Origin of the sequence: Caballeronia sp. AZ7_KS35 (genome assembly GCF_023631045.1) — a bacterium.
GTDB lineage: Bacteria > Pseudomonadota > Gammaproteobacteria > Burkholderiales > Burkholderiaceae > Caballeronia > Caballeronia zhejiangensis.
The window spans coordinates 164,173-176,578 of record NZ_JALQDV010000032.1; the positions used below are offsets into that span (position 1 = coordinate 164,173).

Genomic DNA, 12,406 nt, shown 5'->3' on the forward strand with positions numbered 1-12,406 from the left:
GTTCAGGCCGCTCCGATGAGTCGACGATGCGTTGCGATATCGATGTTGCTGCCGCTCACGACGATGACGATCGGTCCGTTCGCGGCTCCAATCGCGCCGTCGAGCAAAGCCGCGATGCCGACCGCCGCCGCCCCTTCTACAACGAGCCGCTCTTCGCGATACGCGTGCACGATGCCGCGCGCGATCGACACTTCATCGAGCAGCACGACATCGTCGATGAGATCGCGCGTCATCGCGAACGTATGTCTGTTATCGAGGCCGATGCCGCCGCCGAGCGAATCGGCGAGTGTTTCGAGTTCATCGACGAACACCGGCTTGCCTGCCGCGAGACTCGCATGCATCGCAGCGCCGCGTTCCATCGACACGCCGATCATCTTCACGTCGGCACGAATGCTTTTCGCCGCGAACGCGACGCCGCTGAATAGCCCGCCGCCCGACAAGGGCACGACGATGCTCGCCGCATCGGGCAGCGCTTCGAGAATTTCAAGGCCAATGGTGGCTTGCCCCGCGATCACGCGTTCGTCGTCGAAGGGCGGCACGAATGCATAGCCTTCTTCGCGCACGAGACGTTGCGCTTCGACCTGTGCATCGTCCTGACTCTTGCCGACGATGACGACACGCGCGCCGAGCGCGGCCACCGCATCGACCTTGTTCTTCGGCACGAGCGACGACATGCACACTGCAGCTTCGATGCCGAGCGCGCGTGCCGCGTGTGCAACCGCGCGGCCATGATTGCCCGTCGATGCGGTGACGACACGCTTGCAGCCTTGCTCCGCGATCTGTGCGAGCGCATTGGTCGCGCCGCGCAGTTTGAAGCTGCCCGTAGGTTGCAGCGTTTCGAGCTTTAGATGAACGGGCACGCCCGCGATGCGCGAGAGCGACAGCGAATGAACCAGCGGCGTGACGAGCGCGCGGCCTTCGATGCGCTGGCGGGCGCGGTAGACATCGGCGAGCGTGAGTGCGGACATGTGCGCCTGAATTGCGTTTGAGCTAACCATGCAACTCAGTCTAATGTCCTAAAAAATCGTTTTCGATTGTCCTAGTTCATTTAGTTGAAGTCATGCACATGCGGGTACTGACCGAAGACTTCGCGCATCGTTTCGACCGCGCTGCGAAACGTGCTTTCGCCGACTTCCGCGCCCACGCATAGCCGCACCGCATTGGGCCGGTCCGCGCCGCGCACGAGAAACGGATCCGGCGACGTCACGGCGATATTGCGATTGCGCAATTCACGCGTGATGCGCTCCGCTTCCCATTCGTCGGGCACACGCAGCCATATCGAAAGCGCGTTCGGATGACTGCCGAGCACGTATTCGCCGAGCACTTCGCGCACGACGCCCTGGCGTGCCGCGAGCCGCTCGCGCTGAATCTCCACGAGACGTTGCGCCGTGCCATCCGTGATCCAGCGCGCGGTGACTTCCGCGATGGGCGACGTCGCCATCCAGCAACTGACGCGCAGCACGCTTTCCGCACGCAACGCAAGACGCCGCGGCACCGTCATGAAGCCCGTGCGCAAGCCGCTCAATACGGACTTGGTCATGCTCGTGCAGTAGAAAGCGAGTTCCGGAATGAGGCTCGCGATAGGCGTCTGCGTTTTCGCGGGCAACGCGCCATAGACATCGTCCTCGATCACATAGACGCCATAGCGTTCCGCGATGCGCGCAATCGCGCGGCGGCGCGAGTCGGGCATCATCGCGACCGTGGGATTGTTCAGCGTCGGCGTGCAGACGAGCGCGCTCACGCGTTCGCTGTCGCAGACTTCCTCGAAGTGCTCAGGGCGAATGCCGTGCTCGTCGATCTCGAGACCTTTGAGCGTAAACCCCAACACGTTCGCCGATCCGATTACGCCGTGATCGGTGAGGCTTTCGCACAGCACCGTATCGCCCGGCCCGACGATGCTCGCCAGCGCAAGGAAGATGCTATGCGCGACGCCGTTGGTGACGAGCAGCGTCTCGACCTTCGCGGGCATGTTGAGCGAAGCGAGCCATTCGACGCCCGCCTGTCGATGACTGTCGAAGCCCGCAATCGGCCGGAACGCACGTATCCACGGCTGATCGTCGATGGTCGAAAGCGTCGCGCAGACCTTGCGCCACATCGAGTCATGCTCGGGCGTATGCACGATGCGCGCGATCGAGAAATCGACGACCGAGCGCTCGGCGGTGTCGAGCATGTAATTGGACATCGTTTCGGTCACGCGCGCGCTGACGAAGCTCCCGCGTCCGACCTCGCATCGAATCAGCCCTTGCCGTTCGAGTTCCTTGTAGGCATTGGTGACGGTCTGCACGCTGATCGCGAGATCGGCGGCGACTTCGCGTTGCGGCGGCAACCGTGCGCCCGATGCTAGCGCGCCGCTTTCTATATCGGCGGCCATCGCCTTGACGAGCCGCTTGTACTTCGACTGCACGCCCTGCACGGTACGCACGGCGTCGCGCCATCTTTCATTCACTTGCTGTTCCTCGCATGCCTGGTTCCATGCGCAATAGTGGCCCAAAAGCGCGCGCGAAAATAATTGTCCTAGAGCAATCGGAACAAATATATGGCTTTGTATTCTGCGTCGGTGGCTATGCGGCGAGTGACTCCAAAGCCCCTTGGAGTAAGGGTTTTCCTCGGTCTCTCACATGCAGCGCCGCCCCACTCGACCACGCTTGAAGAACCATTACTACGGGAACGATATGAACACGAAGCGACTGTCTGGAATGCTGGCGGCGGCGTGCGTCGCGGCAGCGAGTCTTGCCGCCTATGCCACGAGCGCGAACGCGGAAACCACCTTGCAGCGCATCCAGCGCACCGGCGAGGTGCGTATCGGCTATGCGAACGAAACGCCCTTCGCCTACACGACGCCCGATGGCACCGTAACCGGCGAATCGCCCGAGATCGCGAAGAAGGTGTTCGCCAAGCTCGGCGTGAAGAAGGTCGATGCGGTGCTGACCGAATGGGGCGCATTGATTCCGGGCCTCAAAGCCGGCCGCTTCGACGTGATTGCAGCGGGCATGTACATCACGCCCGAGCGTTGCAAGCAAGTGGCGTTCGCCGATCCGCAATATCAGATTCCCGACACGCTGCTGACGATGAAGGGCAATCCGAAGAACCTGCACAGCTATGCCGATGTCGCGAAGCAGCCGGACACGAAGCTTGCTGTGATGGCAGGTACGGCGGAACTCGGTTATGCGCGCGCGGCGGGCATCAAGGACGACCAGATTCTTCAGGTTCCGGACACGACCGCGCAATTGCAGGCCGTGCGCGCGCGTCGCGCCGACGCGGCTGTCGGCACCGCATTGACGATGAAGGGCCTCGCCGAAAAAGGCGGCTCGTCGGTCGAGGCGATCAAGCAGTTCAACGACGATCCGAAGCACACAGGCTATGGCGCGCTCGCGTTCCGACCCGAAGACACCGATCTGCGCGACGCCGTCAACAAGGAGCTGCATCAGTGGCTCGGCACCGACGATCATCTGAAGACGGTCGCGCCCTTCGGCTTCGACAAGTCCAACGTGACAGCGAAGAAAGCGCCGGAACTGTGCGCCGGTTGAGCATCGATGCATCGCGACGCGCAGCTTCATCTACTAGCGAGGAACCGTCATGAGTGACCTCCGTGAGCTTCTGCCCTTGATGATGAAGGGCACACTCGTCACGATCCAGATCGCCTTCATCAGCATCCTGCTTGCGATCGTCATGGCGGGCGTCGCGACGGCGTTGCGCGCCGCGCCATACCGTGTCGTGCGATGGATCGGCAACGTGTATGTCGAAGTGTTTCGCGGCACTTCGCTACTCGTGCAGTTGTTCTGGCTCTTCTTCGTGCTGCCGCTGCCGCCGTTCAACGTGCAACTGACGCCCTTCACGGTCGCCATCGTCGGGCTCGGGTTGCACTACGGCGCGTATGGCTCCGAGATTCTGCGCGGCGCGCTGCGTTCGGTGCCGGGCGGACAGTACGAAGCGGCGCTCGCGCTGAACATGCCGGCCACGGCGCGGCTGCGTCGCATCGTGCTTCCGCAGGCGATGATCAACGCGCTGCCGCCCGCGACGAATCTGATGATCGAACTGTTGAAGGGCACATCGCTCGTCTCGCTGATCACGCTGTCGGATCTCACGTTCCGCGCGCGCCAGCTCGACGAAGCGACCTTCAAGACAGCGGAAATCTTCGGGCTCACGCTGCTCATCTACTTCGTGCTCGCGCAGGTGATCGTCGCCGTGATGCGCGTGTTCGAGCGGCGCGTGAGCAGTCATGTCGCGATCCGTCGCGCGAGCCGCACCTTACCGGGGGCCGCATCATGACGTCGCTGGGTCAACTCTTCGATGTGAAATACGCGCTGCATATCCTGCCGGAACTCGCGCGCGCGGCGACTTATACGATCGGCATCACGCTCGTCGGGTTCGCCATCGCGCTCGTGCTCGGCCTCGTTCTCGCCATCATGCGGCGCAGCGATTTCGCGCCGCTCGCGAAGACGACTGCGTTCTTCATCGAGTTCATACGCAGCACGCCGCTGTTGATTCAGGTGTACGTGCTCTTCTATGTCGCGCCGCTTTACGGCTTCACGATGTCGGCGTTGACGGCGGGCACGCTCGGCATCGCGGTCCATTACGCATGCTATGTGTCCGAGGTGTATCGCGCGGGACTCAACGGCGTTGCACGCGGACAATGGGAAGCATCGTGCGCGCTGTCGCTCCGGCCGTGGCGCACCTATACCGGCGTGATTCTGCCGCAAGCGATCCGCCCGGTGATTCCCGCGCTCGGCAACTACCTTGTTGCGATGTTCAAGGACACGCCGGTGCTCTCCGCGATCACCGTCGTCGAACTGATGCAGCAGGCGAAGAACATCGGCTCCGAGACCTTTCGCTATCTCGAACCCATCACGATGACCGGAATCTTCTTTCTCATCATCAGCGTGACGTTCGCTTCGGGCGTGCGTCATATCGAACGGCGCGTGAGGCTGCCATGACCGCGACTCAATACCAGGAGCAGCAGATGAAACGGGATTTCGACCCCGCGCTCGGCGGCGCAGCCGACGCCAGCGCGAACACGCCGATGGTGCGCTTTCGCAACGTCACCAAACGCTACGGCGCGCTGACCGTGCTCGACGGCCTCGATCTCGATGTCGCGCCGAACGAGAAGGTGGCGATCATCGGGCCGAGCGGCTCGGGCAAGTCCACGCTATTGCGCGTACTGATGACGCTCGATCCGCTGACCGATGGCGTCATCGAAGTGGACGGGCAGCCGCTCACGCACGAAATGCGCGGCGGCAAGCTCGTGCCCGCATCGCCGCGGCATGTTCGTCAGGTTCGCAGCAAGATCGGCATGGTGTTTCAGAGCTTCAATCTCTTTCCACACATGACCGCGCTCGCGAATACGATCGAAGCGCCAATGAGCGTGCTCGGATTGTCGAAGAAGGAAGCGACCGAGCGCGCGCGCGAACTGCTGTCGCTCGTCGGCCTCGCGGAGAAGTGCGAGCATTACCCGTCGCAATTGTCGGGGGGACAGCAGCAGCGCGTCGCGATTGCGCGAGCGCTCGCCATGCGGCCGAAGATCATGCTGTTCGACGAAGTGACATCCGCGCTCGATCCCGAACTATGCGGCGAAGTGCTCAACGTGATTCGCCGTCTCGGCGAAGAACACAACCTGACGATGCTGATGGTCACGCACCAGATGGGCTTCGCGAAAGAGTTCGCCGATCGCGTGTGTTTCTTCTCGCAAGGCAAGATCATCGAACAGGCGCCGCCGCAGCAGTTCTTCAGCGCACCGCAGCATGAGCGCACGCGGCAGTTCCTGCGTGCGGTGACCGAGGCGCTTTGATTCGTTGCTGCGCGCGGCGCGGGTGCGGCTTACTGCGTGCTCGCCGCCAGCGGCGTATAGGGTCCCGTGAGTGCCTTGAGGAACGCGACGATCGACTCGACATCCGCTTCCGATAGCTTCGTTCCCACTTCGTACTTCGCCATGTCGCGAACGGCCTGATGCAGGTCGTTCACGTTGCCGTCGTGGAAATACGGCGCGGTCAGCGCGACGTTGCGCAGTCCCGGCACCTTGAAGCGATGCAGATCGCCCGGATCGCGTGTCACGTTCGCTCGGCCTTTGTCCGCATCCGTCAATGCAACGCCGCGCGCCGCGAAGTAATCGCCGGCAAGTCCCATCCGTTCATACGACTGGCCGCCGAGATTCGCGCCGACGTGACAGGTCGCGCAACGGTTCGCCTTGAATAGCTGATAGCCGCGCAATTCCTGCTCGTTGAGTGCGGTCTTGTCGCCGCGAAGATAAGCGTCGAAACGGCTCGGCGTCAGCAAGGTCTTTTCGAATTCGGCGATGGCGTCCGTGATGTCGTCGCCCGACCAGCCGCGTTCATACACACTCGTGAAGGCGCGCGTGAACTCCGCATCCTTGTTCAGCTTCCCGATGATCTGATCCCACGAAACCGAAGCCATCTCGACCGGATTCAGCGGCGGCCCGCCCGCCTGATCCTGCAGCGTCGCGGCACGTCCGTCCCAGAACTGCGCGTGATTCAGCGCCGCGTTGAATACGGTCGGCGCGTTCACGCCGCCGAGTTGACCGCCCACGCCGAGCGATAGCTTGCGGTTGTCGACGCCACCGGTTCCGAGGCCATGACAGCTCGCACACGAGATCGAATTGTCAGACGACAGGCGCGGATCGTGGAACAGGCGCATGCCGAGCGCGACCTTGCGCGCATCGACGGGCAGCGATGCCGGCAATGGCTGCACCGGCTCGTTCGCGAATTCGTCGCTTACGCCGTGCGTCGCATAGTTCGCTTTGCGGACATCGGCGATCCATTCGAGCAGCATGTCGCGATCATCCTGCGTCAGGCCCGTGCTCCAGTGCACGGCGCGGAACGCAGCGGGCGGCATCGTGCCGTCTTTCACGACTGTTTCGAGCTTGGCGATATCGGCTTCAGGCGCGGGCGTGCCGTCTTCGAGAGCGTTGTACAGCGCGTCGATACGGAAATGACGCAGCCCTTTCTCGACGTCATGCTTCGATAACTGCGCGATGCCAGGCCATGTCGAATACGACGGCAATTCGGCCTTCGTCGAATGGCAGTAATAGCATGCGTTGCGGTTCAGCACGTTGCGAATGGAACCCGCTTGCGCCGACGACACCGGTCCTTCTGCGGCCTTGCTCGCATACGCCGTGTCGTGCAGATACGCATAACCCGACATGCCCAGATATCCTGCAATGACGACCCCCGCGACCGCTAACAACGACTTCTTCAACATGTTTGACATCGACTGGCTCTAGCTTTCGAATTAGTTGGCTAGCGATGCTAACGAACGCGGCCGGAATCGTGGTTGAGAGCCGTCAACGTTCTTTCCCGGACAACTTGTCGCGCCTGATGCGTGGCGTCGAATGCCGTGCGCCATGGCGTCGCATGAGCGTCGAGGACCGTTTATTGCTTCACGCTCATTCGATGACCACCGGAGAGTGCGATGCCCCCCACCCTGCATAAAGTCGCGCGTTTCGCGGATCTGTCCGCCGGGCGCGGCACGCGCGTGTGCGTCAAGAGCGAAGACAAGGACGCGAAGGACATTCCGATCCTCCTCGTGCGCGACGGAGAGAATGTGCGCGCGTACACCGCCAAATGCCCGCATGCGGGCGGACCGCTCGACGAAGGCGCGATTTGCAACGGACGCATCGTGTGTCCGTGGCACAAAGGCACGTTCGATGTCGGCGACGGCAGTCTCGTCGAGCCGCCGCCTTCGAAGGCGTTGACGCGCTATGAAGCGATGCTCAAGGACGGCGATGTGTATGTGTCCGCGCAACCCATGGAGAGCGGCGACGTATCGCAGAAACAGACCAACGATAGCCGGACCATGCTCATCGTGGGCGCGGGCGCGGCGGGCGCGGCCGCTTGCTCGGCGTTGCGCGAAGCCGGTTTCGGCGGACGCATCGTGTTGGTCGGCGGCGACGCGCGCGAGCCGTACGATCGCACCTCGCTCAGCAAGTTCACGCTCGCGGGCGACATGCCACCCGACGACGTTCCGCCCCTGCTCGACGACGATTTCTTCGCGAAGCACGACATCGAACGCAACGAATCGCCTGCCGTTCATCTCGACGCGAAGAACCGGCGCGTCGAACTCGCAAACGGGCACAAGATCGATTACGACGCCGCGCTCGTCTGCACCGGCGGCGTGCCGAAGCCGCTTACGACGCCCGGCGCAAACCTCGCGCATGTACATCTGCTGCGCACTCGCGACGATGCGCGTGCGATCCTCGCATCGCTCGAACAGCACAAGCGCGCGGTGATCGTCGGGGCGAGTTTCATCGGGCTCGAGGCGGCTTCATGTCTGAGGAAGCGAAACGTCGACGTGACCATCGTCGCGCCGGGCAAGGTGCCGTTCGCGAAGCAGTTCGGCGAGCGCATCGGCGAGATGTTCAGAAAGCTGCACGAGAAGAACGGCGTGACGTTTCATATGAATGCACGCGTAAGCACATTGAGGGGCGGCAACGCGGTGAGCGAAGTGATCCTCGATTCCGGCGAGAAGATCGCAGCCGATGTCGTGCTCGCGGGCACGGGCGTCGATCCCGCCACGTCGTTTCTTGCGGACGTCGAGCTCGCGGACGATGGCGGCATCGATGTGGACACGTCCATGCTCGCCGCGCCCGCGCTCTATGCCGCCGGCGATATCGCGCGCTTTCCGTTGCCGCGCTCGGACCAGCGCGTGCGCATCGAGCATTGGCGTGTCGCGCAGCAACATGCGCGCGTCGCCGCGTACAACATGGCGGGCAGCGCACGCACGTATGTCGGCGTTCCTTACTTCTGGACCTATCACTACGAGAAGACCTTCGACTATCTTGGACATGTCAGCGAGCCCGACAGCGTCGAAATAGACGGCGATCTCGAAGCGCAGCATTTCATCGCGTATCTGATGAAGGATGGACGCGTGGGCGCGGTGGTCGCGTGCGAACACGACGCCGCCGTGTGCCGTCTCGCCGAAGCGATGCGCGAGCCGCTCACGCTCGAAGACGCACGTCGCATCGCCAACGCCTGAGCGCGCGAACATGGCCACGAAACGCGCCGATATCGACCCGCAACAGACGCCCGCATCGCTCGACGAATGCCGGCGTTGCGCGCTCTGGGAACACGCGACGCAAGCGGTGCCGGGCAACGGTCCGCGTCATGCGCCGATCATGATCGTCGGCGAGCAGCCGGGCGATCAGGAAGACTTGCAGGGCAAGCCGTTCGTCGGGCCTGCCGGCGCGATGCTCGATCGCGCGCTCGAAGAAGCCGGCGTCGCGCGCAAGGAGGTGTATGTAACGAACGCGGTCAAGCACTTCAAGTGGGAACCGCGCGGCAAGCGGCGTCTGCACAAGACGCCTGCGCAGCGCGAGATCGATGCCTGCCATTACTGGCTCGATCGCGAGACAGGCGATGTTGCGCCGCAAGTGATCGTCGCGCTCGGCTCGACTGCGCTCAAGTCCGTGTTGCGCGATTCGAAGGCGACCCTGCAGGCCTCGATGGGGCACGCGCTCGAACACGAGGGACATGCGATCGTCGCGACCTATCATCCTTCGTTCGCGTTGCGCGCGCCCGATCCGGAGACACGCGAGCGTGCATACAAGGCAATCGTCGAAGCGTTGCGCGATGCACATCGGCTCGTCGCGCGTCATCGGAAATAGCGTTGAGGGAATGACTATGACAACGAGCGCAAAGACAGCAGCGAAAAAGAAGAATAGCGGCAAGCGGCCCAGCACGCGCCAGCGGCATTCGCTTGCGAGCGTCCGCAAGAAGCCGGAGCGCACGACGCATCGCTGGTCGCATCATGTGATGGAAACGAGCGATGCAATGGATATTCAGCGCGACATCTTCAAGACCGGCAACGCGCAGGAGATCGCCGATTCGCTCAAGCGCTCGTCGACGCGCAGCACCCGCCGCAAGGGCTCGCCGTTTCAATCGGCAATGTCGATGCTGAACTTCTACATCAATCGCGCGGGCCGCAATCTGCCGAAGTCGCGCAAGAGCACGCTGGAACGCGCGAAAAAACGCTTGCGCGAAGCGTTCGGACGCAAGCCCTGAAACGTCCGCGCGGCCTCGTCGGAACGAGGCCGCGCGCGTTGCGTGGCTACCGCTTCTCCATGAAGATCAGGGTTGCCGCTGACCGCCCTGATGCTGTGGCAACGGCTGATTCTGCTGCTGCTGACCGCTCTGCTGATCCTGTTGCGGTTGCCCCGGCGACCGGTCTTGCTGGCCGTGCTGCTTGGGCGTCGATGGCTGATTGCCCGTTTGCTTTTGATTTCCGCTCATGAAGCCCTCCTGGCTAAGTCATCGCGTAGGTTAAAAGCCTCGGCTTGCGCCGCACGATAGTGCGAGCATCGCGCGTACCAGAACGGACGTCCGCATGATGCGGGCGCTTCGCAACGTCACGAGGAACGTCTCTTGCTTCCGCTAAGAAACGATGCGACCCGCTCAAAGGAGACAGCAATGGTGCAAGAACCTCCTCTCAATCCCGGCGATGAAGCCGAGCCCGGCGCGCCCGGTACCGGCGAAGACATCTGTCCGGACTGCAACGGCTCGGGCAAGCTCGAAGGCGCCGACTGCAAGACGTGCGGCGGAACGGGCAAGGTGACGCAAGGCATCGGCGGCGGTTGAATCGACGTTTCAGGAGTCACGTTTGAAAACGCATCCGAGCCATCTGGCAGGCACGGTCGCGCTCGCGTTGTTGCTCGCGAGCGGCGCGGCCATCGCCGACGATTACGCGAACGACTTTGGCCCGAACCCGACGCTGCCCGCACCGCGCAGAGCGATGATGCCGACGGTGAACATCGCGCCTGCCAAACCTTGGGCGCAGGGACAAAAACCCATCGCGCCCGAGGGTTTCGATGTGACCGCGTTCGGCACGGGGCTCGAACATCCGCGCTGGCTTGCGACGCTGCCCAATGGCGACGTGCTCGTCGCCGAAAGCAATGCGCCCGCGAAGCACGACGAAAACGCAGGCATCAAAGGCTTCGTCATGAAGAAGGTGATGAAGCGCGCGGGCGCGGCCGTTCCAAGCCCGGACCGCATCATGCTGCTGCGCGATGCCGATGGCGACGGAATCGCTGAAACGCGCAGCGTGTTCATCGACAAGCTGCATTCGCCGTTCGGCATGGCGCTCGTCGGCGACGATCTCTACGTCGCGGATACCGACGCGATCCTGCGCTTCAAGTACGAAAACGGCACGACGCAAATCACGACGCCGGGCGAGAAGTTCATCGACTTGCCTGCCGGCGATATCAACCATCACTGGACGAAGAACATCATCGCGAGCCGCGACGGAAGGAAGCTCTACGTGACGGTCGGCTCGAACAGCAATGTGGCGGAGAACGGCATCGACGCGGAGAACGGCCGCGCGGCGATCATGGAAGTCGATATCGAATCGAAGCAGTCGCGCCTCTTCGCGACGGGCTTGCGCAATCCGAACGGCATGGCGTGGCAGCCGCAGAGCGGCGCGCTCTGGACCGTGGTCAACGAGCGCGACGAACTCGGCAACGACCTCGTGCCGGACTATCTGACCTCCGTGAAAGACGGCGCTTTCTATGGCTGGCCATACAGCTATTACGGTCAGCATGTCGATGATCGCGTGAAGCCGCAACGCGCGGATCTCGTGCAATCGGCGATCGCGCCGGACTATGCGATCGGCGCGCACACCGCTTCGCTCGGTCTCGCGTTTTATGACGGCACCGCATTTGCGCAACGCTATCGAAATGGCGCGTTCATCGGTCAACATGGTTCGTGGAATCGCAAGCCGAGAAGTGGCTACAAGGTGATCTTCGTGCCCTTCGACAATGGCAAGCCTTCAGGACCGCCCGAAGATATTCTGACGGGCTTTCTGTCGTCGGATGGTCATGCGCTCGGCCGTCCTGTCGGCGTGGCGATCGATGGCAAAGGCGCATTGCTCGTCGCCGACGATATCGGCAATACGGTGTGGCGGGTCGCGCCCGCCGCGAAATAAATGGCCGCGCGAAAGTCGGCACGCGGCGCGCCGGGTCTCTTCGCGCTCGCGGAAAAGCAGATCGTCGGGCTTTACGATGCGGGCGTGATGTCGCCTGCGGTGCTGCATCACGTCGTCGCGGCTTACGCGAATAGCAGCATCGACTGGAACGAAGATGGCACGCTGCAAACCGTCGATGGCCATACGGTGCACGAAGCCGTCGTGCTCGTGATGATGCCGGGACGTGCGTTGAAGAACGCACGCAAGGACTTCATCTCCGTGGTCGAGCATCTCGCGGGCGGCGCGCGCGAGACGCAAGAGGACGAAGCGCAAGCCGAGGACGACGAAGATCTCCTGACTCAACTGGGCGGCGACCCATCGCCGCCGCGCGCGAAGGCGCGCGCCGCGAAGAAGAGCACGGAAGAAGAAGCCGAGCCGAAGCGCGCGGCGTTCAATCCGCTCGTCGGCGCGCGTGCCGTGCGCAAGTAGCGGCATCACGGCA

At 62.9% G+C, this 12,406-nt stretch carries 14 protein-coding genes; 10 read left to right on the forward strand and 4 right to left on the reverse strand.

Going from position 1 to position 12,406, the window contains the following annotated elements; translation table 11 throughout:
• Window positions 1–2: 2 nt before the first annotated feature.
• A complete protein-coding gene (gene eutB, locus NCT05_RS20530; RefSeq protein WP_250456852.1) occupies window positions 3–968 on the reverse strand; it encodes a hydroxyectoine utilization dehydratase EutB in 966 nt (321 codons plus the stop codon).
• An 80-nt stretch (window positions 969–1,048) separates the two neighbouring features.
• Window positions 1,049–2,446, reverse strand: coding sequence for a MocR-like ectoine utilization transcription factor EhuR (ehuR, locus tag NCT05_RS20535; RefSeq protein WP_250503058.1), 1,398 nt, complete (start codon window positions 2,444–2,446; stop codon window positions 1,049–1,051).
• A gap of 226 nt (window positions 2,447–2,672) precedes the next feature.
• Between ehuR and ehuB the strand changes: the two genes are divergently transcribed.
• Genes ehuB through ehuA form a run of 4 tightly spaced genes read left to right on the forward strand, consistent with a single transcriptional unit; the run spans window position 2,673 to window position 5,785 of the window.
• Window positions 2,673–3,527: an ectoine/hydroxyectoine ABC transporter substrate-binding protein EhuB gene (gene ehuB / locus NCT05_RS20540; RefSeq protein WP_175979466.1), complete on the forward strand. Its 855-nt coding sequence runs from the start codon at window positions 2,673–2,675 to the stop codon at window positions 3,525–3,527.
• Between the two features lie 49 nt (window positions 3,528–3,576).
• Entirely contained in the window at window positions 3,577–4,269 is a 693-nt protein-coding gene (gene ehuC, locus NCT05_RS20545; protein WP_008353030.1) for an ectoine/hydroxyectoine ABC transporter permease subunit EhuC, read from the forward strand.
• A gap of 5 nt (window positions 4,270–4,274) precedes the next feature.
• Window positions 4,275–4,934, forward strand: coding sequence for an ectoine/hydroxyectoine ABC transporter permease subunit EhuD (gene ehuD, locus NCT05_RS20550; protein ID WP_208456975.1), 660 nt, complete (start codon window positions 4,275–4,277; stop codon window positions 4,932–4,934).
• 26 nt (window positions 4,935–4,960) lie between these two features.
• The gene (ehuA, locus tag NCT05_RS20555) at window positions 4,961–5,785 is read left to right on the forward strand and encodes an ectoine/hydroxyectoine ABC transporter ATP-binding protein EhuA (protein WP_284504347.1); all 825 of its coding nucleotides are present in this window, start codon (window positions 4,961–4,963) and stop codon (window positions 5,783–5,785) included.
• Window positions 5,786–5,814: 29 nt separating this feature from the next.
• On the opposite strand, the gene NCT05_RS20560 is transcribed toward ehuA, so the two are convergent.
• Window positions 5,815–7,221, reverse strand: coding sequence for a cytochrome c peroxidase (locus NCT05_RS20560; protein WP_250503059.1), 1,407 nt, complete (start codon window positions 7,219–7,221; stop codon window positions 5,815–5,817).
• Window positions 7,222–7,422: 201 nt separating this feature from the next.
• On the opposite strand from NCT05_RS20560, the gene NCT05_RS20565 reads away from it, so the two are divergent.
• Genes NCT05_RS20565 through NCT05_RS20575 form a run of 3 tightly spaced genes read left to right on the forward strand, consistent with a single transcriptional unit; the run spans window position 7,423 to window position 10,010 of the window.
• Complete coding sequence (locus NCT05_RS20565) at window positions 7,423–8,985, forward strand: FAD-dependent oxidoreductase (RefSeq protein WP_250503060.1); 1,563 nt, start codon at window positions 7,423–7,425, stop codon at window positions 8,983–8,985.
• A 10-nt stretch (window positions 8,986–8,995) separates the two neighbouring features.
• Window positions 8,996–9,613 (forward strand): UdgX family uracil-DNA binding protein, encoded by a 618-nt coding sequence (locus NCT05_RS20570; RefSeq protein ID WP_250456855.1) that lies wholly within the window; start codon window positions 8,996–8,998, stop codon window positions 9,611–9,613.
• A gap of 16 nt (window positions 9,614–9,629) precedes the next feature.
• Window positions 9,630–10,010 carry a DUF3175 domain-containing protein gene (locus NCT05_RS20575; protein WP_008353024.1) on the forward strand — a complete coding sequence of 127 codons (381 nt, stop codon included), beginning with the start codon at window positions 9,630–9,632 and terminating at the stop codon, window positions 10,008–10,010.
• A gap of 66 nt (window positions 10,011–10,076) precedes the next feature.
• Here NCT05_RS20575 and NCT05_RS20580 read toward each other — a convergent pair whose 3' ends face one another.
• Window positions 10,077–10,238, reverse strand: a complete 162-nt coding sequence (locus NCT05_RS20580) for a hypothetical protein (RefSeq protein WP_167561849.1) — start codon at window positions 10,236–10,238, stop codon at window positions 10,077–10,079.
• 177 nt (window positions 10,239–10,415) lie between these two features.
• On the opposite strand from NCT05_RS20580, the gene NCT05_RS20585 reads away from it, so the two are divergent.
• Genes NCT05_RS20585 through NCT05_RS20595 form a run of 3 tightly spaced genes read left to right on the forward strand, consistent with a single transcriptional unit; the run spans window position 10,416 to window position 12,393 of the window.
• The gene (locus NCT05_RS20585; protein WP_250435961.1) at window positions 10,416–10,583 is read left to right on the forward strand and encodes a hypothetical protein; all 168 of its coding nucleotides are present in this window, start codon (window positions 10,416–10,418) and stop codon (window positions 10,581–10,583) included.
• Window positions 10,584–10,605: 22 nt separating this feature from the next.
• Window positions 10,606–11,925, forward strand: a complete 1,320-nt coding sequence (locus NCT05_RS20590) for a PQQ-dependent sugar dehydrogenase (protein ID WP_008353020.1) — start codon at window positions 10,606–10,608, stop codon at window positions 11,923–11,925.
• Window positions 11,926–12,393, forward strand: a complete 468-nt coding sequence (locus tag NCT05_RS20595) for a hypothetical protein (RefSeq protein WP_250503061.1) — start codon at window positions 11,926–11,928, stop codon at window positions 12,391–12,393.
• Window positions 12,394–12,406 lie beyond the last annotated feature (13 nt).